General features: G+C 56.3%; 19 protein-coding genes and 1 tRNA gene. 13 read left to right on the forward strand and 7 right to left on the reverse strand.

The genetic code is table 11. The features are described 5' to 3' along the window. The first annotated feature begins 152 nt into the window (after positions 1-152). From WYS_RS13825 to WYS_RS00745, 7 genes are all read left to right on the forward strand, one after another. The gene (locus WYS_RS13825; protein ID WP_019176242.1) at positions 153-689 is read left to right on the forward strand and encodes a PadR family transcriptional regulator; all 537 of its coding nucleotides are present in this window, start codon (positions 153-155) and stop codon (positions 687-689) included. After that, on the forward strand, positions 686-1,684 hold the full coding sequence (locus WYS_RS00720; RefSeq protein WP_019176243.1) for a daunorubicin resistance protein DrrA family ABC transporter ATP-binding protein: 999 nt from the start codon (positions 686-688) through the stop codon (positions 1,682-1,684). Before WYS_RS13825 ends, WYS_RS00720 begins: the two co-directional genes overlap by 4 nt. A 1-nt stretch (position 1,685) precedes the next feature. Further along, complete coding sequence (locus tag WYS_RS13830; RefSeq protein WP_019176244.1) at positions 1,686-2,519, forward strand: ABC transporter permease; 834 nt, start codon at positions 1,686-1,688, stop codon at positions 2,517-2,519. 88 nt (positions 2,520-2,607) lie between these two features. After that, positions 2,608-3,405, forward strand: coding sequence for a daunorubicin resistance protein DrrA family ABC transporter ATP-binding protein (locus WYS_RS00730; protein ID WP_019176245.1), 798 nt, complete (start codon positions 2,608-2,610; stop codon positions 3,403-3,405). Then, positions 3,362-4,207: an ABC transporter permease gene (locus WYS_RS00735; RefSeq protein ID WP_019176246.1), complete on the forward strand. Its 846-nt coding sequence runs from the start codon at positions 3,362-3,364 to the stop codon at positions 4,205-4,207. The genes WYS_RS00730 and WYS_RS00735 overlap by 44 nt, the downstream gene beginning before the upstream one ends. Before the next feature lie 250 nt (positions 4,208-4,457). Then, on the forward strand, positions 4,458-5,744 hold the full coding sequence (locus WYS_RS00740) for an AAA family ATPase (RefSeq protein WP_019176247.1): 1,287 nt from the start codon (positions 4,458-4,460) through the stop codon (positions 5,742-5,744). Further along, complete coding sequence (locus WYS_RS00745) at positions 5,741-6,358, forward strand: RloB family protein (RefSeq protein WP_019176248.1); 618 nt, start codon at positions 5,741-5,743, stop codon at positions 6,356-6,358. Before WYS_RS00740 ends, WYS_RS00745 begins: the two co-directional genes overlap by 4 nt. Positions 6,359-7,112: 754 nt before the next feature. Here the strand turns inward: WYS_RS00745 and WYS_RS00750 are convergent. Then, the gene (locus WYS_RS00750; protein ID WP_019176249.1) at positions 7,113-7,304 is read right to left on the reverse strand and encodes a CooT family nickel-binding protein; all 192 of its coding nucleotides are present in this window, start codon (positions 7,302-7,304) and stop codon (positions 7,113-7,115) included. Between the two features lie 239 nt (positions 7,305-7,543). Between WYS_RS00750 and WYS_RS00755 the strand changes: the two genes are divergently transcribed. Both WYS_RS00755 and WYS_RS13835 read left to right on the forward strand, forming a co-directional pair. Next, positions 7,544-8,158, forward strand: coding sequence for a hypothetical protein (locus WYS_RS00755; protein WP_019176250.1), 615 nt, complete (start codon positions 7,544-7,546; stop codon positions 8,156-8,158). Beyond that, on the forward strand, positions 8,155-8,391 hold the full coding sequence (locus WYS_RS13835; protein ID WP_019176251.1) for a hypothetical protein: 237 nt from the start codon (positions 8,155-8,157) through the stop codon (positions 8,389-8,391). The genes WYS_RS00755 and WYS_RS13835 overlap by 4 nt, the downstream gene beginning before the upstream one ends. Before the next feature lie 67 nt (positions 8,392-8,458). Here the strand turns inward: WYS_RS13835 and WYS_RS13840 are convergent, their stop codons facing one another. Next, positions 8,459-8,896 carry a hypothetical protein gene (locus tag WYS_RS13840; RefSeq protein ID WP_019176252.1) on the reverse strand — a complete coding sequence of 146 codons (438 nt, stop codon included), beginning with the start codon at positions 8,894-8,896 and terminating at the stop codon, positions 8,459-8,461. A 113-nt stretch (positions 8,897-9,009) separates the two neighbouring features. On the opposite strand from WYS_RS13840, the gene WYS_RS00770 reads away from it, so the two are divergent. Next, the gene (locus tag WYS_RS00770; RefSeq protein WP_049796209.1) at positions 9,010-10,326 is read left to right on the forward strand and encodes a cyclic 2,3-diphosphoglycerate synthase; all 1,317 of its coding nucleotides are present in this window, start codon (positions 9,010-9,012) and stop codon (positions 10,324-10,326) included. Positions 10,327-10,572: 246 nt separating this feature from the next. Continuing rightward, complete coding sequence (locus WYS_RS00775) at positions 10,573-12,783, forward strand: NosD domain-containing protein (protein WP_162137667.1); 2,211 nt, start codon at positions 10,573-10,575, stop codon at positions 12,781-12,783. An 84-nt stretch (positions 12,784-12,867) separates the two neighbouring features. Here WYS_RS00775 and WYS_RS00780 read toward each other — a convergent pair whose 3' ends face one another. Together WYS_RS00780 and WYS_RS00790 are read right to left on the reverse strand one after the other, a co-directional pair. Next, a complete protein-coding gene (locus tag WYS_RS00780; protein ID WP_019176255.1) occupies positions 12,868-13,803 on the reverse strand; it encodes a cytochrome c biogenesis CcdA family protein in 936 nt (311 codons plus the stop codon). Between the two features lie 433 nt (positions 13,804-14,236). Then, positions 14,237-14,386: a hypothetical protein gene (locus tag WYS_RS00790; RefSeq protein ID WP_155897722.1), complete on the reverse strand. Its 150-nt coding sequence runs from the start codon at positions 14,384-14,386 to the stop codon at positions 14,237-14,239. Between the two features lie 286 nt (positions 14,387-14,672). Between WYS_RS00790 and WYS_RS00795 the strand changes: the two genes are divergently transcribed. Together WYS_RS00795 and WYS_RS00800 are read left to right on the forward strand one after the other, a co-directional pair. Continuing rightward, positions 14,673-14,897, forward strand: a complete 225-nt coding sequence (locus WYS_RS00795; RefSeq protein ID WP_147654517.1) for a hypothetical protein — start codon at positions 14,673-14,675, stop codon at positions 14,895-14,897. 96 nt (positions 14,898-14,993) lie between these two features. Beyond that, positions 14,994-15,077, forward strand: a tRNA-Leu gene (locus WYS_RS00800). A 17-nt stretch (positions 15,078-15,094) separates the two neighbouring features. Here WYS_RS00800 and WYS_RS00805 read toward each other — a convergent pair. The 3 genes from WYS_RS00805 to dptG all read right to left on the reverse strand — a co-directional run bounded on the left by WYS_RS00805 (position 15,095) and on the right by dptG (position 22,824). Continuing rightward, positions 15,095-15,385: a hypothetical protein gene (locus WYS_RS00805; RefSeq protein ID WP_236993941.1), complete on the reverse strand. Its 291-nt coding sequence runs from the start codon at positions 15,383-15,385 to the stop codon at positions 15,095-15,097. 703 nt (positions 15,386-16,088) lie between these two features. Further along, positions 16,089-21,419: an FtsK/SpoIIIE domain-containing protein gene (locus tag WYS_RS00810; RefSeq protein WP_019176260.1), complete on the reverse strand. Its 5,331-nt coding sequence runs from the start codon at positions 21,417-21,419 to the stop codon at positions 16,089-16,091. Next, entirely contained in the window at positions 21,400-22,824 is a 1,425-nt protein-coding gene (gene dptG / locus WYS_RS00820) for a DNA phosphorothioation-dependent restriction protein DptG (RefSeq protein WP_019176261.1), read from the reverse strand. The genes WYS_RS00810 and dptG overlap by 20 nt, the downstream gene beginning before the upstream one ends. Between the last annotated feature and the right edge of the window lie 7 nt (positions 22,825-22,831).

Genomic DNA, 22,831 nt, shown 5'->3' on the forward strand with positions numbered 1-22,831 from the left:
TCCTTTTTCTTCCCATTAATTCAACTAAGTTCCGCATCGCTCTTTTCTTTCAGGACCACGAGATCGTTTCATCATTTTTTTATAGTAGACCTCTACTTAGGTAGCCGTTAACCTAGTAGACCTCTACCTATGGGGGCCGCGAGGGAAGGAAGATGATGTTCGGACGAGGCTACAGCTATAACGGCAATCGCATCAGCCCCATGCAGATGGTCATTCTGCTCCTTCTCAGGAAGCGGCCGATGTACGGCTACGAGGTCCTCAAGGAGCTCCGGGACCAGTTCGACCCGGTGTGGGTGCCCAAGACCGGGTCGATATATCCGGCCATCAAGCGCCTGGAGGAGCACGGGCTGGTAAGCTCGGAGAGGCTCGACGGGACCGACCACTACTTCATTTCCGAGGCGGGGAGGAAGTGGGTCGAGGACGAGGTGACGCGCTCTCCCCGGGACATCCGCATGGTAATCCGCTACCTGGCCATCCTCGATGACGCGGCGGCGGAGATCGCGCCGGAAGAGAGCGGGTCCCGCATGGCCGGCCGGTTCCACGAGATGTTCGAGGAGGACGACCCCGATAAGGCCCGCCACGTGAAGAGGCTGAAGGACGCCAGGGATCGAATGGCCAAGCATATCGAGAACATCGACCGGGAGCTGGAGGAGCTGGGATCGGAAGGACCGCAGGAAGGGTCGCCATGACCGCCATTGTCGAAGTTAAGGACCTCACCAAGAGGTTCAGTGAGGATGTGCTCGCCGTCGACGGGGTGTCCTTCGAAGTGCATGAGGGCGAGATATTCGGGTTCCTGGGGCCCAACGGGGCCGGGAAGTCGACCACCATCAACATGCTCACCACGCTGCTCAAGCCCACGGGGGGCAAGGCCCTCATCGCCGGGCTGGATATCGCCACCCAGCAGGACGCGGTGCGCAAGGTCATCGGGCTGGTGCCCCAGGACCTGACGGTCGACGACGAGCTGTCCGGCCGGGAGAACATGTTCCTGCAGGCCGACCTCTACAACGTGCCGAGGGAGGAGGCCAAGAAGGACATCCAGGACCTGCTGAGGGTGGTGAACCTGGAGGACGCCGCGGACCGCCTGGTGAAGACATATTCCGGGGGCATGAGGAAGAGGCTCGAGCTCGCCGAGGGCCTCATACACCACCCCCGCATATTGTTCCTGGACGAGCCCACCCTGGGCCTGGACATCCAGACCCGCGCGGCCATCTGGGATTATATTAAGGACCTCAAGGCCAAGCACAATATCACGGTGTTCCTGACGACTCACTACCTGGAGGAGGCGGACAGCCTGTGCGACCGCATCGGCATCATCGATCACGGCAAGATCGTCGCCCTCGACACCCCCACGATGTTGAAGAGGGCGGTGGGCGGGGACGTCATCGATCTGACGGTCGAGGGCGACAGGGACTTCACCGAGGTCCTGGGGTGCGTCGAGTCCGTAACGGACGTGAAGAGGGAGAACGGCCACTACCGCATCAAGGCCGACAAGGGAGAAGCATCGATACCCAAAGTGCTGCTCGCCGTCACGAACAGCGGCGGCGTGGTGACCAACGTGTCCCTCCACCGCCCTTCGCTGGACCAGGCGTTCCTTGAATACACTGGGCGTTCCATGAGGGACGCCGAGTCGGGCGGCGGGTTCGACATCGTGGCCGCATCCCGCGCTTCGAGGAGGAGGCGATAAGATGCTCCGCGAGACCTGGGCGCTTACGCGCAGGGAGCTTAAGCACTGGTACAGGGTGAAGATGCAGGTCTTCATGACCATGGTCCAGCCCATCGTGTGGCTCGGGCTGTTCGGTCAGGCGTTCAATCTGCAATCGCTCATCCCGGACGTTCCGGGGGCGGAAGCGCAATTCTCCTCGCTGTTCGCCGGCGCGCCGGACTACTTCAGCTTCATGTCCGTGGGCATGCTGTCGGTGATCACGCTCTTCGCGTGCATGTTCTCCGGTATGTCCATAGTATGGGACCGCCGCTTCGGCTTCCTCAACAAGCTGAAGGTGGCCCCGATCCCCCGGGGCATCATACCGCTGTCCAGGGTCCTCTCCACCGTCATCCGGGCGATGATCCAGGCAGGCATAGTGTTCGTCATAGCCCTGCTGTTCCTCTACGTCCCCGGGCTGACCGGGCTGGGCCTGAGGCCTGACTTCGGCGTACTGGAGCTTGTCGGCATGTTCCTGGTGCTGTTCCTGCTGTCGGTCGGCTTCGCCTCGCTGTTCACCACCATCGCGCTGGGGGTGGAGAACCAGGAGGTCCTGTTTGGGGTCATCAACCTGATCAACCTCCCCATAATGTTCGCCTCCGCGGCGCTTTTCCCAACCAGCGCCATGCCGGATTGGCTCCGCGCGGTCGCCAACTTCAACCCCCTCACATGGGCATCCGACGCGCTGAGGCAGATGGCCTTCAACAATCCTGATCCCATCTGGGGTCTGGGGACCGAGATCCTGGCCCTGGCGCTCTTCGCCGGCGCGCTGGTCGGCCTGAGCGTGTGGCTGTCCGACCGGCTGCTGAGCAACAAATGATCAGCATGTCGGCGGCCTCAAAACCCTTCCCGCGTCCCGCGGGCCGGGATGCCATGGACGAACATTAACTAAAGGAAAAGAACGGAAAATGAGCACGATCGAGATATCAGGACTTTCGCGCCGCTTCGGCAAGTTCACCGCGGTGGATCACCTGGACCTTCAGGTGCAGGGGACCGAGGTGTTCGGCCTGCTCGGGCCGAACGGCGCGGGGAAGACCACGACGATCAAGATGCTGACGACGCTGCTGCCGCCCAGCTCGGGAAAGGCGAGCATCGGCGGCTACGACATCGTGGAGCGGGCCAAGGAGGTGCGCGGGGTCATAGGGTACGTGCCGCAGATGCTGTCGGCCGATCCCGCCCTCACCGGGAGGGAGAACCTCACCATCTTCGCCAAGCTGTACGACGTGCCGAGGTCCCAGCGCGCGGACCGGGTGCAGGACGCCATCGAGAAGATGGGCCTGGTCGACTTCGGCGACAAGCAGGTGCGCACCTACTCCGGCGGCATGATCCGGCGCCTGGAGATAGCGCAGTCCACCCTGCACCGGCCCAGGGTGCTGTTCCTGGACGAGCCGACGGTGGGGCTGGACCCCATCGCCCGGAGGACGGTGTGGGAGATGGTAAAGCTCCTTCGGGACGACTACGGGACCACCATATTCCTCACCACCCACCTGATGGACGAGGCCGACCTGCTGTGTGATCGCATCGGCATAATGCACAAGGGAAAGCTGGTGGCCCTGGGCACCCCCCGGGAGCTGAAGGAGGAGGTCGGCGCGAGCACGCTGGACGACGTGTTCGTGGCCCACGCCGGAACGACCCTGGAATCGAGCAACGGAGGCAACTATCGTGAGATACAGCGGGAACGCAGGACTGCCCAGCGCCTCGGCTGATCCCACGGCCCGCGGGGGACCGCTGGCGTGCGCATGGGACTTCCTTCGGAAGATGCTCGTCATTGCCGAGCTGGACGCCCGGAAGCTGCGCCACGACCCCGTGGAACTGCTGACCCGCGCGGTGCAGCCGGCACTGTGGCTCCTGATCTTCGGCTCGGTCATGAACCAGGTGCGGATCATCCCCACCGGCAGCATACCGTACCTGGACTTCATGACCCCGGGGGTCCTGGCCCAGAGCGTGCTGTTCATCTCGATATTCTACGGCATATCGATCATCTTCGAGCGGGACCTGGGAATGGTGCACAAGTTCCTGGTCAGCCCCATCTCCAGGACGGCGATAGTGGCCGGGAAGGCGCTCTCCGCCGGCACCAGGAGCCTGAGCCAGGCGGTCATCATCTACATCCTGGCGCTGGTCATCGGCGTGCACCTGGTCCTCGACCCCGTCTCCATCGCGGTGGTGGTGATCGTGACGCTGCTGGGCGCGGCGATATTCGCCCTGATGTCCATGACCATCGCGTCCATAGTGAGGTCCAGGGACCGCTTCATGGGCATCGGGCAGATGATCACCATGCCCCTGTTCTTCGCCAGCAACGCCATCTATCCCATCTCCCTGATGCCCGACTGGCTGAAGGTCATCGCCTGGGCCAACCCGCTGACCTATGTCGTCGACGCGCTTAGGGGGGCCATGATCGTCGGCGGCGTGAGCGAGTATGGGGTCCTGACGAACCTGGCTATCCTCGGCACCATGGCAGTGGTCCTGCTGCTCATCAGCGGGAGGCTGTACCCGCGGATAGGGACGTGAGCTCAGCTGCATCCCGCAGAGGCGGCGAACGAACGGGCGGTCCCGTGACGGTCTTTCTGGGACTCTCTGGGGAATGGGCCAAAGGGGACACGCGTGTGCTGGCCAGGTATGCCCTGGTCCTTCACATCATCGATCGGAATTCACCCACTCCCTGAAATGCGGTTGAATGTTCTTAAATATCACATATTTCAATACGATATTTGTGGTTTTACCACAAAATCATGAAAAATATTCGTATGGATGTGGTGGAATGCTCATCGAATTCTCCGTCAAGAACTTTCGTTCGATAAAAAATGAGATACACTTCAGCATGTTGGCATCCTCGGACGAGTCGCTGATGGAAAATACTTTTGAAGTCCCCGCGCTCCCGAAGCACCGGCTTCTGAGGATGGCGGCAATCTATGGCCCCAACGCCTCTGGAAAAACCAACATCATTTATGCTTTTGATAATCTCAGAAGGCTGGTATTGACGTCCCATTCATTTCAGAAAGGAACAAAAATGGGACATGCTCCATTCGCATTGGATGAGAACTGGGCGGGTAAGCCGACAAAATATGAAGTATCGTTCATAAGGAACAATATCAGGTACAAATACGGCCTGGAATATAATAATGAAGAGGTCGTTTCCGAGTTCCTTTATTATTATCCTAACAACAAGAAGTCGACCATATTCGAGAGAAATATGAACGATAATAAATGGTCATTTACTGTCGATAAAAAGGAGCAGGAGCTCGCTTCCAAGCAAACGCTCGAGAATACATTGTACCTGTCGAGATCGACGCAACTGAATTACTCGAAGACCGGTGAGGCCTTCATGTGGTTCAGGGACAATGCCGGATTGATCTTGCCCTCTACCCAGCCTGATCTTGAGGATTGGACCGCCCGAATGCTTTCGAAAGATGAGGAGACGAAAAAAACGATATTATCGGGTCTGGCCGAAGCTGATCTGGGGATAGTCGATGTCAATGCGGTAATCAAGAAGTACAAAGATCTTGAGAAAGAGCAGCCTGGATCGATACCAGCTCAATTAAAGCAGTTGCTGGAGCTTAACAAGGAAGCGGAACCGGAACTCATCTCCATAAGGACAGGACATAAAGGGATCGATAAAAAAGGGAAGCCGAAGATCGTGACATTTGATTTCCAACAGGGGGAATCAGAGGGAACGAAGAGAATGTTCTCGCTCATAGGCCCATGGGTCGATGCGCTGAAGACAGGCCGGATGATATTCGTCGACGAATTGGATGTCAAATTGCACCCATCGTTGATAAGGTTCCTTCTAGGGATGTTCAATGATCCAGGTCAGAACCGGAAAGGGGCCCAATTGATCTTTACCACCCATGACACTGGCCTCCTCAATCTGGGACTCTTCAGACGCGACCAGATATGGTTCACTCAGCGCGATCACAAGCTCGGGGACACTGAGCTGTTCTCCCTGGTCGAATTCGGCCCTCGAAAGGACTCCAACCTTGAAAAGGGCTATCTCGCCGGAAGGTATGGCGCCTTGCCGTTCATCAAAGGGAAAAAGGTCCTCCAATGAACGGGCTTAGGCGAAGGAAACAGAGCGGAAGAGAAAGAAGAAAGCTGCTGTATCTGGTGTGCGAGGGGGAGAGAACGGAACCGATCTATTTCAATAATTTCAGGACCCCCGAATGCGATTTCAGAATAATCATCCTGTCCGACCACAACAATGACCCCATCGGGCTGGTCTCCCGGGCCATTAAGGTCATAGACGACGAGGTGTTCGATTCCGAGTATGGCGACCAGGTCTGGTGCGTTTTCGACGTGGATCAGAACAGTGACGAGAAGCTACAGGCCGCCTTGGGAATGGCCACGGATCGCGGAATATCCATTGCTCTTTCCAACCCGTGTTTTGAGATATGGTACTACATCCATTTCACATTCTGTTCATCAAAGCTTTCGAGGCAGGACCTATTGGTCAAATTGGACAATTATATAAAAGACTACAATAAAACCATGAACGTGTTCGAATGCACCAAGGACATGTTGCCAATGGCGATCAAGAACGCGAAGAAATTGAACAAGATGCATGAGGGGGCTGCAGTTGCGCTTATCGGCACAGGGAGCAACCCATCATCTCAGGTGTATCGGGTCATTGAAACAATCAACAGGATGATGCAGCACGACGCCTAGGCTCGGGCACATTTTTCTTTGGACCTTAGCTCGAGAGACGACAGCAGGCGCTGCGATCCAGGAGCCTCAGCGACCTCCCGATGTTAGGGCATTTCGAACGAATAAACGTGAATCGCTAGCCATTCAGCCACGTGAACTCCACTCCAGAGCACGGTCCGGGACGCCGATACCGAACAGGTCATCGGAGGAGCGGCGATCTCTCCCGGCGACGGCCTACTGGCAAGACGGACCCCAACGGCGCCTGCCGCATCGAGAGACGTCCCGCTCGGCGAATACGCCACGACCGTGGCCAAGGGCGGCTACCATTGCCGTGTACTGAGCGGTGCCGCGATCACGATCGGAGCGTCCATGAACATCGAAACACTCGCCATGCAGGTTTAATGCAGTGGGGCCTCAGGCTGGCTCTATCTCCGGCGTCGTCAAGGACGATAACGGCGACCACATCGTCTGCGCCGTTGTCAGGCCCAACAGCACCGTGCCCACGGCGACCTAGGCCCGCGGCTACTTCGGGATCGGCAGCGCTGACGCCGGAACGTACACGCTGAACGTATCCATGGATGGCAATATGCCGATCGAGAAGAGCAGGACGCCAGCGGCCGGTGAGTGCAAGAGTCCATCTGCCCGGTAAGCCTGCAGGCCGCGCTGTTCCTGCGCAGTAAGAAGTGAGCTCGAACGGGGGGGGGAGGCCGCCCCCTTCGCTCCTTCTCATTCATCGTGCGGGACGGAGCATGCGCTCGTCATCGCGAGCTCGCGTTCACGCCTTCCTGAACACCAGGCCGTGGCCGAGCAGGTTTGCTTCCTTGAGATCGACCCCTTCCAAAATGAGCTGCCGGCCCACGATGTCGATGCACACGGCGTCCCTGTCGTGCATGGTTATCCTGGCCACGTCCCTCATGGCCTCGCGGACCTCCCCGCCCTCCTCGATGAACACCGTGGACTCGCACATGCATATGGCATGGGCCGGGGCGATATATTAACGGTTCTTCGATGGGGGCGCAGGCGAATGAGGAGCGAGGCACGCGCCGGGACATTGCCGAAGCAACATGGGGACAACGGCACGGCTTCCATCGGCGTGATCGAGGAAAGTCATCTGACGCATCCGCCCCCATCGGGCCTTGGCGATCGCGTTAATATCGTTGTAGTCCGCACCGACTTAAATCGGCACTGTCTCCCAGCCTCGAGACAATGGCTGAGCCGCCGCAGGACACGTACGAAGGAGGGCCAGAGGAACGCCGGAAGGCGGCTATCAGGAGTATTGCTTCCCGCGGGGTCAGGGTCGAGGAGAAAGAGCCTGCCCACTTTGCCGTGTTGGAGAACGTGGATGCCGGGCTTGAAGAATCCATCAAGTGCGGCGCCCCCTTGCCGGTCGCCATCGTGGTGGACTCAAGGTACTTCGAAGGGAGGGATGATCTGACGCACTTTGCGAGGTACAGCGCGGAGAAGAACATCATATCCCTCAATCAGAGGTCCAAGATATTCCGAGTAGGTATGGCTGACGCTCATTTTTTTATGAAACGGTACAGGGAAATAGAGTATACTTCGACGGGCAGCGTCATGCATGCGATCAGGCACGAGCTGAGCCATTGCACCCATTGGCATCATGATCGAAAGAGCTATGCGATAAATGATTTCGAAGACCCATCCCACCGAGAACTGGCAATATCGCAGGTGAGCAGATACGCCAGCGAGGCTCCCCCTGAGCTCGTGGCAGAGGTCAGGGCCGCCCTCCTCGACGGCAGGCACTTCTCCGATGAGGTTATGAATCTCTATCTCCATTACTCTGGAGGGTTGACCCGATGAGCGAACAGATGTTCAAGGTTCCATTGTGCTTCTCCTGTAAGAGGTTTCATTGGGATAAGGATATGAGATGTGAGGCGTACCCTGACGGCATCCCGAACGAAATAATCTGGAGCAAAGTTTACCACACCGAGCCGTACAAGGGCGATCACGGCCTGACGTTCTTGGATGAGGATGCTCCGTCCGACCGACAGGACAGCACTCTCTCCGAGGAAGTGCCGTCCGCCGGAAACTGACCTCTGCCTTCTCGCAGGCCTATCTTTTTTAGCATCAGAATGCTGCCTCGAACTCGCCGAGGGCGGTTCAAAGCGTGCTCTGCCCCTCGTCCCTCTTGTATTTCCTGGCCCGCGGCAGGGCACTGTGGAACACGTACCTGGTCGGTATCCGTCTCGTCGACCCGGTGGAGTAGGGGCACTTCTCGCACCGATATCCCAGCGTGGTGGTCCCGCCGGACAGCGTCCGGTTCCTCTTCTTGAGCATGCGGCCGCCGCAGACGGGGCACACTTTCATCCTGCCCCTCTTCCCGCTGTCGCGGGACTGCACCTCCATCCTCACCATGTCGAGCTGGACGGCGGTCCTGCGCACCCTCTCCTCCGCGACAGTGTACTCCGGGTCGAGGTCCCGGAGCTTCTCCCGGACCAGGGCGGTGAACAGCGCCTGCGAGCCCACCGACTCGTGCTCCCGCAGGACGTCGGCGATGGCTACCGCCAGGACCTCGGCCGAGGGGACGCGATAGCTCATGCCAGGGAAATGCGTGGACCTGCTAAAGATGTTTTTCATTGCAGCACAGTGAATAAGTATCCTCGGAGGCCATCATCACCACGGTGAGAGAAGTGAGGACCAAGGTCATCATCATGGGCGCGGCGGGACGGGACTTCCACGACTTCAACACCTTCTTCAGGGACAACGAGGACTACGAGGTGGTGGCGTTCACCGCGGCGCAGATACCGAACATCGACGACCGCAGGTACCCCCCGGAGCTGGCCGGGCGGCTGTACCCGGAGGGGATACCCATCCGCCCGGAAGCGGAGCTGGAGGCACTGATACGCGAGAACGGGGTGCAGCAGGTGGTGTTCGCCTATTCGGACGTGCCGCACCTGGAGCTGATGCACACCGCCTCCAAGGTGCTGGGGTGGGGCGCGGACTTCCGGCTCATGGGGAACCAGTACATCCGCTGCAGATCGTCGGTCCCGGTGGTCAGCGTGTGCGCCGTGAGGACCGGGTCCGGAAAGAGCCCCGCCACCAGGAAGGTGTGCGCCATACTCAAGGGCATGGGGCTGAAGGTGGTGGCCATCCGGCACCCCATGCCCTACGGGGACCTGGTGAAGCAGGAGTGCCAGCGCTTCGCCGAGCACAAGGATCTGGACAAATACGAAACGACCATCGAGGAGCGGGAGGAGTACGAGCCGCTCATCGACAACGGCATCGTGGTATACGCCGGGGTGGACTACGGCAAGATCCTGAAGGCGGCGGAGAAGGAGGCCGACGTCATCGTGTGGGACGGCGGCAACAACGACTTCCCGTTCTACCGGAGCGACCTGCAGATCGTCATCGCCGACCCCCACCGGCCGGGGCACGAGCTGACCTACTATCCCGGCGAGACCAACGCCCGCACCGCCGACGTGGTCATCATCAACAAGGTGCAGACCGCCGACCGGAAGGACATCCTGACGGTCCGGGAGAACATCAAGCTATTGAACCCTGAAGCGCTGATCATCGACGCGGCCTCGCCGATAACCGCGGACCGTCCGGAGCTGGTCACGGGCAAGAGGGTGCTGGTGGTGGAGGACGGCCCCACGGTGACGCACGGCGGGATGGCCTTCGGGGCCGGCCTGATCGCGGCGGAGGACCTGCGGGCCGCGGAGATCGTGGACCCGAGGAAGTACGCGGTCGGGTCGATCGCCGAGACGTACGAGAGATACCCCCACATCGGCAGGGTGCTGCCGGCCATGGGCTACTCCCCCGAGCAGGTCAGGGAGCTGAAGGAGACCATCGACCGCGCCGACTGCGACGCAGTGGTCACCGGCACCCCCATTGACATCCGCAGAGTGGTGGAGGTCAACAAGCCGGTCGTCAGGGCCCGCTACGAGGTGGCGGAGGTGGGTCGCCCGAACCTCCAGGACATCATCACGCAGTGGTACGCGGGGCTGAGAAGGGACAGGCCACAGTAACGGCAAGTGCCGTTCTGGGGGATCTCCTCCGAGGCCCGGCGAGGACGTGCGGCCCACGGGGTGGAACGCCAGGAGGCACGATCCAATTTTTTTTGTATTTTTTTTATACAAAATTTATATAACTTCTCAATCTCCTCCTGGGTGGCATAATCGAACGTGGGGAAAAGGACCATGAGTCATGCATCCAGAGCTTTTGTCATCGCCATCGCATCGATAATAATATCCGTTGGGCCGATGTCGGCGTCCATGAGCGTCCTGGCCGCGGATGGGCCATCGGACCCTCCAATATCCATCGACGGGAATGTGGACCTCGCGGCCCAGGCGGCCCTGAACGGCTGGGAAGGGGACGGGAGCAAGAACAAGCCCTATGTCATCTCCGGCCTCAGCATCAAGACCGACTCGCCCCAGCCAGCCATAATAGTCAACAACACTACCGCTCATTTAATCATCGCCGATTGCTTGATAGCGCCGAACGACCCCAGCGCAACAGGCGATGGGTACTTCTACTACCCTGGGATCAGATTCTTCAATGTCACCAATACGAGGATCAGTGGCCTGACGGCGACGGGGTTCGATCATAGCATCGTTCTCGACTCATGCCGTGATGTGACGATCGACAACAGCACGATGTCGGAAGCGCACATGCAAGGGTTTCTGGTCAGTTCGTCCACCCATCTGACCATCGAGAACAACACCATATGCGGCATGCACGGCAACGGCCTGAGCCTTCAATCTACCGATCTCTCGCTCATCCAGCTCAACAACGTATCCTTCAACAAAGGTATTGGCCTCGACCTTGACTTCGTCAACTCGAACAACGTTATAAGGTGGAACCTGGCATCGACCAACGGAGGCTACAGCTACGGCCATGGCATGTACCTCGCCGGGAACGGCAACGTGATCTATGGCAACGTATTCATTGGCGCCGGGGGCAAGAACTCAGCGCCGGTCAGGGTCGGGGTCTACGTCACCAACACCTGGAGCTCTCCTGAAGGCGTCGGCAACTACTATGGGATCAATTACGACAGCAAGACCGGACTGTTCGGCAACCTAACAGGGAGGCCCGTGGCATCACTCACAGATGCGGACTCCAACGGCATAGCTGATGGGGCATACGTGATCTCATCCGATGCGCCGAACGATGCCGACCATAATCCTCTGATGAGCCCGGCCTTTCCCCCCAGGGACCTTAGGGCCGCCGTGTCGGGGGACATGGTCACGCTGACTTGGAGCGAGCCCCTGTACACCACCTGCCCGATCGGGCATTACGTCGTCTCCATTGACAACGGGGGGAGAGTATCTCAGCATGCCGTATCCGGAACATCGTTCGTGGACCAGGTCGAGGACCCCGACAGCTGGACCGCCATAACGTACACCGTCAGATGGGTGGGCAAGTTCCTGAGCAGCGGGCCGAGCAACGAAGCCATCGGCCGCAACCCGGACCGTCCCGCCGTAGAGATAGTATCCGACATGGGTGTCGGCAAGACCACGCTCGGTGGGATCACCATCTGGTCCAACCGCTCGCTGGACCCTCGCTCCGTGCTCGTCGCGTGGGCCGGGTTCGATTCCAACTCTGACGAGATGAACTACTTCCTGAAGGTGGATAATGGGCCCTGGATGGAAATGGGGCATGCCACAAACCGAACGTTCAGTGGCCTTGCCGAAGGGGGCCACATAATCACGGTCAGAGCGATCGACGACGACGGGAACCAGATCGAGGACTCCAAGACCTTCTCCGTGTACCAATACATCGAGATGTCCCTCTTCTGCTCCCCGTTCCTCGATGATGGGAAGGAGCGCCTGCGGGTGCGGGGAACGGCCTGGGACACCGTCGCAGGAGATCCTATGGCTGGCCTCCCCATAGTACTGAGCTATACCGTCGACGGAGGTCAGAGCTGGACCTTCAGAACAGTGACCACAGGGCCCGACGGCAGCTTCCAGTCCGACTTCGGCCTCGAGAAGGGGGCCATCATGGGGGTGACGCTCGTCACCGAGACGTTCGACCAGAACTGGGCGTACCACACCTTCTTCGAGAACGTGACGTACGTCGCGATGACACTTCAGGACAGGGACGGGATATTCCTGACCCAATCGACATCCATGCTGTCCGAGTTCACCTATTCGTCGACCATGCTCAGGTTCACTGTTGATGGGGATAGCGGGACTTCCGGCTCTACCTCCATAATAATCCCCAAGAGTGCGGTGAACGGGGTCGACGGCATAAGGATGACCCTGGACGGCGAGCCGGTTGATCATTCTGTCTCTGAAGAGGGCGATTACTGGATCCTGACGTTCAACTACTCTCACAGCGCGCACCAAGTGGTCGTGGAGATACCGTCGAACAGAATCTTCGGCATCCTGCCCCCGGACCTCGTGCCCCTGATCGTGCTGGCCATGGTCGGGGCAGTGGTGGCAGCCGGTGTTGGCGTGTTCCTGTTCAGGAGGAAGAGAGCCTAAATCCGTTCCGTTCGCGACGGCCCGGACCGGGACTGAGTCGGTAGCGGCATACTCTTGCTGTCGACCCTTTGACGCTAGGTCGGCTCACAGCACCTCGTAGAGCATGATCCCGCCGATGGCCATCATCACCACGCCGAGCAGGAGCCTCAGCCACCGCCTCTTCTCCAGGCGCCAGGTGTTGAGCTTGTCCGCCGTGGTCCCTCTGTAGAACACTCCCAGTATGATGCCCAGCGGCAGCACGAATATGGCGTTGTACAGCGCCAGGTACGGTATGCCCTCCCACATGGTCATGCTGTTGCTCAGCAGGCTCAGGATGGCGAGGTACACCCCCCCGGTGCAGGGCAGCTCGAACAGGCTGACCACGATGCCGAGCACTATGGCCGCGGGGATGCTGGCCTTCTCTATGTATTTCTTGATCAGCGGCTTCCTCGATTCGGGGATGGCCAGGGTGGCCTTCTCATCGCTCTTCCTGCCCATGAGGAAGAAGTCCTTGATGTTGATGAGGCCCAGAGCTATGGACAGCGAGGCGGCGATGTAGTAGACCGCCCGGGTCATGGAGGTGGAGTGCAGGAACGTCAGGAGCCCCAGGCCGGCGATGAAGTACACCAGGAACACCGCCACGATATAGGCGACGCCGACGTAGAGGACCTTCTTGCGGTCCCCGAGATTGCTCATGAACATCAGCAGGAAGACCATCACGCTGATGGCACAGGGGTTGATGCTGTCGGCCAGAGAGGCCCCGATGACCATGGCGATGGTGAGGTCCTTGGACGGGCCGGGGCCCACGCTCCCGGTGGTGTTGTCGCCGCCCGGGACCGGCTCGGGCGGGGCGATGGTGTAGTCGGAGTCGATGATGCGCTGGATGGTCGGTTCCAGCAGCTCCTCTATCTCGTCCTCGGCTATCATGGCCACGTCCGCCAGGAACACCGCGGGGATCTTGGGATCCTTGACGCCGTAGCGCTGGCTGAACTCGTAGAACAGCTGCTGGTTGGTGCTGTTGTGGTATATCTCCAGCTCCACCAGGGTGAACTGGGGGCACTTCTCGGCGACGCTGTGTATGTACGGCTCTATCAGCGCGCAGTGGGGGCAGCCGATCCCGTGGAAATAGTAGATGGTGTAGTTGTCGCTCGAGCCTGTTGTGCTGGCGGCCTCCCCCCCCAGGACGGGCGCGGCGGTCCGGTCCGCGCCGCTGTCGGCGGCCCCGGGGGCGATGAACAGCGCTGACGCTAGCAGCAGCGCGAGGACTATGAACGAGAGAATCGAGGCTCTTGACTTCGGATTCGTAGGACCGCTTTTGGAGCACCCCCCATATAATGTTGGCGGGAACGACGCTGGCCCGGGAAGAGCGGTCGAACTGGCGTGTCCAGATGTCTGAAAAGCATGCCGTCGCGGCGGGTTTCGATCGGTTTTATCGATGTTTAAAAAATGAAGTAAGAAAAATTGGAAGGCACGGTCACTTGTAGGCGATGACCGTGGAGTTGAGGGTTTTTTCGACCTTCTGGAGGTCCTTGAGCTGCTTGTCGTTGAGATCGGCGAACTCCATCGGCTGGTAGGCGATGAGCACTATGCCGAGGTTCTTCTCCAGTTCCTTCACCTTGTTCAAGTTCCCAACCGAGAGCTGGGCGGTTTGCGGTAGGCAGACCATATTATTCACCTGGACCCTGGTAGCCCTCTAATATTATTTGTAATTCTCCGATATTGGAGGGGTCATCCAGTATAGCTCGGGGATGGGACGAGGGGGCCAATCGATAGACACTGTCCCGGTCCTTGGTATATTGGATGGTCACTTACGCTCCCAGATCCTCAGGGGCCACTTTTCGAAAAATATCCTATTTATAATCTAAGATCGATCATCCCTTGTGCCACAGAAACCCTGGGTTGATGATGTCGTGTCCGCTTTTGTTGAGCTAGGGGGCACCGCCCACCTCTCTTCTGTCTATGATCACATTGAGAGGCACAGGACTGACCTGTCAAGGACCTGGAAGGGGACGGTGAGGAGGACGATAGAGAACCATTCGTCCGATTCGGAAGCTTTCCTCGGCAAGGAGGACCTGTTCTATAAGATCGGCGAGCTCGGCAGCGGGATGTGGGGGCTCAGGGGCTTCAAGAAATAGGACCCAAGCCTCTCGTTTGAGATCGTCTTACGCCTGAGGGCCGGATCGACAAGCTCAAAAAGGTGATATATCTGCCCGAACATGGTCCGGGCATATGCGGGGGTAGTCAAGCCTGGCCAACGGCGCGGGACTTAAGATCCCGTCCTTAGTGGTTCGTGGGTTCGAATCCCTCCCCCCGCACTCAAAATCCAACAAATTCAGTGCCTCCTTCTTATTGCGGCTATTGCACCAATGAGAAGGTCTCCGATAAAGAAAGCAGGCAGTAAGCTAGCAAGCGTTTCCAGCGAACCAAACGCAATGATTGTACCGAAAAAGAACAGAATGACTGTTACTACTATGCCATTCTTTTCGCCACTATTTATGATTGCCAGCAGGGATAGTGCTCCCGCTACAAAGAAACAGACGGCAAATATGTCTGAGATTTCAATACCGTATATCATGGGTTGGGGTTCGATTGTAGCGATGGCTAAAAGGACGCTACCGATCACAATGGACCCAACAGCAGATTCTAGCAAATCGCTCGTTTGCTTGGCCTCCTTAGTTTATTCTCATGGATGCAGATTGTCTGCCTTTATAAAACATGCAATATGGTGGCTGAAAGTGGTGCAACCGAAATCTTCAGATCTTCTGGAAATACATTCTATTACGGGCTCAGTATATCCCTCTTACCGGTTCTCGCTGTATCGTGCCCTACAAGCGAGTTATTCAACCGTTAGCTTGCATCCTACGCGTATTCTTGCGTAAGAATATACCTTTTGATGTTTGCCTAATTAATCAGGATGCAACCTATTTAAATCCTTTATATATCGTCGGAATCATACTTCGATGTATTCCACAAAACCCGAAGATCTATGTCGATCTCGCGGTATGGCTTGGCGGTGAACCTGAGGTGGGAGGTCGGGCGAAATCTCGGGTGGTCCTTGCACGGGTCCAGGACGTTACCCCCCTCTTCTGAACTATGTTCGGGGAAGCGTCCTCCCGGACATACTCCCTTACCGTCTTCCTATCGCATCCCATGCCTCGAGATATCTGGTTTATCGACATCCCGCTCCGATGCATTTCCTTCATTTCTGACCAGTCCATGACGTTCTTAACCTCCCCCCCCCTCGCGGTGATATCAACAGGAGGTGGGAATTTTCGATGGTCGAAATTGGAGAAAAATCAGTGGACCATGACAGTTCGTCTACCAATCTATGTTTTAGATACATCATTTAGATGTTGTATCGCCGTAGCCACATCTTTCGATGTCGTGCGGTACGCCTGTATCCTCATCGTGCTCGTCTGCGTTTTCACAATCATGTCCCCAGCACCAGCTAGGTCTTCCGCTCCCGCTTCGTCCAGTATTACTACCGAGTCACGTGAGGAGGGCAAGCGGAATGCGATCCGGCATGGGAAGTTAGCCTTGATCTTGCCCGACACGATGTCCGCGGACGGCCTCTGAGTCGATAAGATTATGATGTAGCCGAGGGCGCGGCCGATCTGGGCAAGACGGGTCACAGAGTCCTCGAATTCATCCTTCCCCTTCGTAAGGGACATGATCAGATCGGCGTACTCGTCGATCATGATGACATGGAACGGCATTTGGGCATTCATCTCACCGGTCCCTTCTTGTCTCATCTCATAGATCGACGAGTATCCAGAGGACTTCAACATGTTCTGCCGTTTCGGTAGGTCTTCCTCAATTATCTTGCGAAGGAACTCGATACAATCAGACGCATTATCAATATAGCCTCCAGCGACTACGTGGGGTAGACTTGCGAGTTTTCGGAAATCGACACCTTTGGGATCCAGGATACTGATCTTCAAATCGTTCGGAGTCATGGATAAGGCCAGACTGATAATCGTCGTGGTAAGGAAGTTGGATTTACCAGAACCAGTAGTCCCCCCGATTAGAACATGTCTCTCCTCCGGAAGGCTAAGCAGGCGATGCCGGTTCCTGGTATCGATACCGAGCGGAATCGTAAGGAGTGAAGATATTAGCTTCTCCCCTAGATTTTCAAAGGCTTCTCTTATCCGGATGTCTCTCGGCTCACCAGTCGGAATGGAGAGCCTTATGGCACCGGACGCGGGCTCGAGGTCCGCCTGTATCTTCCCCTTCGCTTTTATCGACACGCTCAGGGTATCGAGCGATTTCATTACTTTCTCTACCCTCTGCCCCTCTTTCGGGACGATGTCCACGGACACTCTCCTTGGGCCGATCGTTACCGTGGAGGGCGATGGGCTGTATATCTCCACACCCAGCGAGTCGAAACCCCTCTTGAGATCAGCCAATAGTGGTCCGATATCCATCTGCGTTTCCGCAGGTGGCGACATCTCCAGGAATTCCCATTTCGTAGCTGGAGGGCCATTTAACTTGATAACTGACGATTCTGTCCCGGGCGCTGTTGGAGGGCTCGAGGGAGGAGCTACCAGCGGTACAGCGAGAACCTGTGCAATCTCTTTGGGTACATCTGAGATGATTTCTTGTGCCTTCACAGCGGGAGATTCTGTCTTCACCGCCACATCAGCCACATTGGCAGGAGGAAGTTCTAGCTCGGTAGGCAACTTCACCTCTTCTGGGCGCCTTTCATTCTCCGTAGTCATCTCGTAGCGAATAAGGCTCCTGATGTCTAGGTCCGGCACCAATTCGTCTAGTTTTTTATTTTTCAACACTTCGATGACCCTTATTGGAGCATGTATGACGCGTACCTGCTCGTCATGTTCAACACTGGCACTGTTGGTCATTGAGCTGATCTGAACAACCTCTCCATATTGTCCGCTCGACGTCTTGAGACTGTCGAGCTCGTATTCGCCTTCGATGAGGCGGCGGCCGTGGGCGGAAATGTTGCCCCAATCTTCCTTTGAGATGACTTCATAATGCGCCATGCGTCTAGCCACGTCGACGACAACCCTTCCGAACAATCCTCGGGCAATCTCAATGTCGGAGTTGCCCTTCGGGGGATCCAGCAGATCGAGTATCTGCCTATGGGCACCGATAACTTGGTCCTTGCCCTTACTTGTCTTGCTGGTACCACCCTTTGCTTCCACTATCCACAGACGGACCTTGTAGTTGCCTGATGAATCCCGGGGGCAACCGACGAAGCAGAAGTCGTCGCACGCTTCTCCTGGTGACTGATACTGAAGTATGCCTGAGCCCTCACTGCCGTCTGAATGAGTCTGCCTCACTAGCTCAGAGAGGCTCAGCGGAACCCATATGTGGTCGGGCATTCCTCTGTTTAACAGGTTCCTGCTAAGGGCGAGGGCGCCGATGAACCCCATGTACTCGACGGCGTACTTCTTGTCGGCCTTCTGCAATTTGAGAGCTAGCTCTCCATCGATCGATACGAGATTCTTCAGCACAATTTCGGCATCAAGAACATCACTCAAGTGCGAGGTTTGAATGGCGTGATTTAAAGCTGCCAGGTAGTGATTGCGATGGATGGTGGAGGTTATCACATCGTAGCTGGGCGAGGATGGGTCATATTGGTCGCTGTAGTGGATAATTATTCTAGGATCATTGCGTTTTCCGGCCCCCGGAACATTCAGGTAGAACTCCAGGCTCACGTTCGGCTGGACGTGGATAACCCAAAGGGAGCCTTCCCAGATGTGACTGAGGTCGCCGGAGAGGTGCTGAGATTCCACAGTCTGTTTTATGAATGCTCCTCTTTGGAAGGTACGGAATATGCTGCTGGCTTCTAGGGCGTTGGAAGCTCTGGCAACCTCAATGACAAGGCCATGGTCATTATCATCCGAACCGAACCCAACGGTATATACTGATCCATCAGTATCCGTTCCCACATCAATGGATTTAGAGGGGTACAAGCCCTGGCAATACATTCCCGATTTCAGACCGGAATTTTCAGGCTGTCCCCATCCCGGTTTTTCTTTCAGGATGCCTCGAAAGAATGTGATATGGGCCGGCTCGAGATCTCCTTCATACTCTCCAGCCCTTACATAAGATAAACGCAATAACAGGAGGTCCACGATCTCATCGTCGTACTTCCTCATCTGTGTCCTGAGGCGGGAGTAAGCGTTGTCGGAAAAGAAGCTGTCAAGCTCTATGCCATCAGAGTAGGGACCATAGATCCTCAGAAGAATCCTTGGGATAGCATGCTTGTTTTCCTTTAGAATTTTCTTGAAAAATGTCGATATGCCCTTGATGATGGGCCCTAGGTTCCCCAGGTTCACCAAGTTAATGACCAAAGTACGCTCGGGATGGATGTCGAAGAGGATCTGGTATGAATTGCAGAAGGACTCCAGTTTGTCGGATATTACTCGCGACATGAAATCGGGCGTGGTTGAGCCAGGCCGATTCACCGCGCTGTAGACTACCCAGAGGCGGGAAAATTCCTGCGTTCCGCCGGTCAGCACAGAATCTGTCCTGCTGAAGTGACGGAAGGGTAGCAAGCCTGCGGTATTGAACCGGGCGAGGAAGTGGTCCTCTCTGAACCCCTCTGTGCGCCCATGTGGAAGCAGTTCATTATCTCTCCACTCCACCAGCCGCAGGGCGTAAGCTAGCATAAGGGGGTGATATGCAGTGACCCAGGATCGATCTAGAGTTCTGGAGTTAATTGTTCCTATAACTGACAGTATTTTTAGAGACGAGGTTTTGTCCACTGCCGTTAGGTACGCATCGACAACATTTCTGGCTAGCTCCTGTATATCCTCTCCCCATGGATCGGTGGACGGGGTGGTTCCGGAGCATCTGAAATGATTGAATAATGCCGAATATGCCTGTTTCAAACCATCATCAAGGCTCTGCTCATGTTGCCGTTCGAGCCTAGCCTCTTTCAGCTCCGATCCTTCCACACTTCTGGGAAGTATGCTATCCTCCTTGGCTATGAGGTATTCTAGGTTCAACAGTTCGGTAATTTCGTCTGTGAGCCTGAGCTTCCGGCCGTTTGGGATATAGATCTCTCCTCTGCTGTACTCGACGGTCAGCCCTTTTATCAGTCTAAGCTTCCCATCGGACCAGACTCCGGGAGCAGATATGGCCTGCAACAGGAGTGGAAAAATCACTTCGTCCCTTTCCTCCTCCCCCCCATCCATGGTGAACAAGATGGGCACCTTGGGCATGTTTTGATGGCCGATATACACTTTGACATTGTCCTTGCCGCCCTTAACCTCAGGCTGGATTTCCACGGGTCCGGTTAGGTCTAGGATTTCCTCGTCAACCATAGTAATCTTCTCGAAGACGACCGAACCGCAGGATTGCTGAAGGTCATCTAGGGAGATTGGTCCGCTGCCTATACACACCAAGCTCTCGGTTAAAGCGTCGACCTCCAGGGCACAAGCATCAGAAGCGCTGAAGAACCATGGGGGGACAAATGCGACCTTGACTTCCTTGTCTGGTTTTCCTTTCGGGGTCAAAGTGGTGGTCCAAATCTGGACCCTATAGAACTTTGGCTCGTTCGGGGGAATACTCTCGAAGTTTAACTTCAACGACGTCTCCGACTTCTCCATCCTAGGTTTGTAGCCTTTGCTGCCGGTTACACGATGTGAAGAGTTCTTAATCTCTCCCAGGAACTGAATGTTGATGGTGCTTGCTCCCTCGGAACAAACGATCACCGATATCATTCCACCATCGGTATCGCTGTCGGGAGGAGCATAGAAACGATGCTTCGAAGATACATCGATCAGTTCGATGCCCACAGGAGGCGTTCGGGTAATGCTCCTTCTAGCCTGGGCATGACCAAGCTGGTGCCACTGGTCCGGATCATTCGCGACTTGCTCTACGAATTCTTCCGAATAATAAGACGGCAATGTGGAACGCGCGTTCTTTCGCAAGGCCTTCTCGATACGGTCAGCATGGCGAGCGTTATCCGCCATCATATCTGCGATTGCTTTGTTGAGTTCGTCCTCGCCCCTGCTGTCTCTGAAGAAATCTTCGGTTATGAGGTCTTCACGCAGTAGGCCCGGCAATCTCCCAATCAAATGAGGTATTTCGTCGGGCTTCTCATCGATGAGTGCCGATCTCAATGAGATCAACGCTTCAGTACTATCCTCGGTCAAAGTGTTTCTGGTCAAGTAAGGCTTCAGGGCATCTATGAGTATCCTGCACTGGGGTTTCGTGTAGGCAGATACGTCCAGAAGATCGTTGACTATGTTATTCGTATTTAGGACGCCACCCGGTTTGAAGAGATCTTCGGTTGCCTTTAACGTATCTAGGTCCGAGTCGGTGATTATCACAATTGCCAGTCCTTGATCCCTATAAATGGAGTCAGCGACATAATCTCGAAGAGCTCCGGCAAAGTTAGAAGTAACCACGTGCAGGGGTGCATCCGTTCCTACTGGTCGTGATGTAGCTCGGACGAAAATAAATTTTATCCCATTCGAAAGATCGATGCAGGGCAGCATGTATTCGCGATTCTCAATATGGACCCTAACTTGGCTTACCTGGCCCTGGAGGAGGCTTTCGGCAACCTCATCAGCTAAGGAGGTGCGGGGGAAGCGTGCTAGGAATAGCTGGCCGGCTCGTGGAGGGCTCCCGCTTGCCATGCCTCTGATGCGGCTGGCTAGATGATCACTGTAGAGCCCGGACATAGATCGACTCCCCGCTGTCACTTTGCTTTTCTATCATACCTAATGCCTCAAGCTTACTCAGGACTACGGACTGTGACTCCTCGTCCAACTTCATGCCTCTGTATTGGAGAAACTGAACAAACTCAGCATAACTGCCAGACAGGCCCTTATGCATATTGAATATCTTGGCAAAGAAGATGATGGCCGGCGTGTCCAGGCGCAACGTCACTCCGACTTTGTTTTGTCTCCGTATAAACTGCTTGCTGCTGCCATTTCCGAGTTGAAAGACAACGTTGATGCCCATGGTTGCAGGGCTCTGGAGGCTCGGCTGCTTGCTCTCATAGTGTTTTGTTACCTCAGTCGCTAACTGCCAAGATAACTCTCCTATGTCTTCAGAGGACGATCGGACATCGAAGCGATTGAGGGCATCAATAAGTCCATTTTTTACAGCAGTATGGATAGTCACATCCGGTAGATCGGTTGCCTCACTCAGAGTGTTAGAATATTTGGCCCATCTAGCCGACCTTGCGGAATCGGAAACAACCCTTAGAGCAACCAACCTTCCCCAGCTGTCAAATAGCTCCCTCTCCAGACCATTTCTTCCCTCCCAGCTACGTGCAAATTCTCTATTCTGAGAGGCGGCTTCATCCCACTCGCCGAAATGCATCGGGATCAACTCGGCCCGATATTTCTTGCCATTGCGCACTGCCTCGAACTCCTGATGTACATTTCTGGAGAATTGTACTATCGACATCATCATGTAGTAACTAAGCAGGTCGCTGACGCCTTGCAGCCACCTCGACGATGATTCGATGTTGTAATTAATCCAGCATTCCAGATCCTCCTGGAAACACAGAGACAATTGCTCAACATATGGCCTTATCGGGGTTGTGTCTATACTGGCGACCTTTTCATAACCGACCACGCCAGCAGCCTCGACCGCAATCTTTTCCAACAAGTTTGAAGGGGCTAGATCTCTGAGCCTAGCGACAAATTTGTCATGGAGATGGCCATTGAATGTTGGCGGATCTCCGCTCGACATTAGCATGATGTACCATTTTCCGAAAGGACGGCTCTCTTTGGGTTTCATTGCCTTTGCGATCTCGGGGTGGAACGGCACGACGTAACGCTTGGGATCCTTTCCTCGGGCTCCCCGCTCTCCAGTAATTGTGTATGAGGCCACAAACGCGGCCCATAGTAGCTCCGCTGCTTCCGGACTATCAGTCATATAACTTAGGCTCATGAATGCGTCCTTTAGTTGGCTGATGTCCTTTCCCCGCGGCCGAGCCCCCAGTATCTCCGCCAGGAAGTCAGAAAAGATGGCTTCCCTGGTGGTTGCAGCAGGCGAGGAGGGGAAGAAAGCATCCGCTATGACTCTGTCCAGAGGTGGGTCGGATCTTTTCGCGGGCATGAGAGTTTCGTCCATATTCTCA

It is taken from the genome of Methanomassiliicoccus luminyensis B10, assembly GCF_000308215.1.
Lineage (GTDB): Archaea > Thermoplasmatota > Thermoplasmata > Methanomassiliicoccales > Methanomassiliicoccaceae > Methanomassiliicoccus > Methanomassiliicoccus luminyensis.

Bases quoted from the DNA above. Each gene is read 5' to 3' on its own strand.
- WYS_RS13825 (WP_019176242.1), top strand. From the start codon at position 153: ATGATGTTCGGACGAGGCTACAGCTATAACGGCAATCGCATCAGCCCC.
- WYS_RS00720 (WP_019176243.1), top strand. From the start codon at position 686: ATGACCGCCATTGTCGAAGTTAAGGACCTCACCAAGAGGTTCAGTGAG.
- WYS_RS13830 (WP_019176244.1), top strand. From the start codon at position 1,686: ATGCTCCGCGAGACCTGGGCGCTTACGCGCAGGGAGCTTAAGCACTGG.
- WYS_RS00730 (WP_019176245.1), top strand. From the start codon at position 2,608: ATGAGCACGATCGAGATATCAGGACTTTCGCGCCGCTTCGGCAAGTTC.
- WYS_RS00740 (WP_019176247.1), top strand. From the start codon at position 4,458: ATGCTCATCGAATTCTCCGTCAAGAACTTTCGTTCGATAAAAAATGAG.
- WYS_RS00745 (WP_019176248.1), top strand. From the start codon at position 5,741: ATGAACGGGCTTAGGCGAAGGAAACAGAGCGGAAGAGAAAGAAGAAAG.
- WYS_RS00750 (WP_019176249.1), bottom strand. From the start codon at position 7,304: ATGTGCGAGTCCACGGTGTTCATCGAGGAGGGCGGGGAGGTCCGCGAG.
- WYS_RS00755 (WP_019176250.1), top strand. From the start codon at position 7,544: ATGGCTGAGCCGCCGCAGGACACGTACGAAGGAGGGCCAGAGGAACGC.
- WYS_RS13835 (WP_019176251.1), top strand. From the start codon at position 8,155: ATGAGCGAACAGATGTTCAAGGTTCCATTGTGCTTCTCCTGTAAGAGG.
- WYS_RS13840 (WP_019176252.1), bottom strand. From the start codon at position 8,896: ATGAGCTATCGCGTCCCCTCGGCCGAGGTCCTGGCGGTAGCCATCGCC.
- WYS_RS00770 (WP_049796209.1), top strand. From the start codon at position 9,010: ATGGGCGCGGCGGGACGGGACTTCCACGACTTCAACACCTTCTTCAGG.
- WYS_RS00775 (WP_162137667.1), top strand. From the start codon at position 10,573: ATGAGCGTCCTGGCCGCGGATGGGCCATCGGACCCTCCAATATCCATC.
- WYS_RS00810 (WP_019176260.1), bottom strand. From the start codon at position 21,419: ATGTCCGGGCTCTACAGTGATCATCTAGCCAGCCGCATCAGAGGCATG.
- dptG (WP_019176261.1), bottom strand. From the start codon at position 22,824: ATGGACGAAACTCTCATGCCCGCGAAAAGATCCGACCCACCTCTGGAC.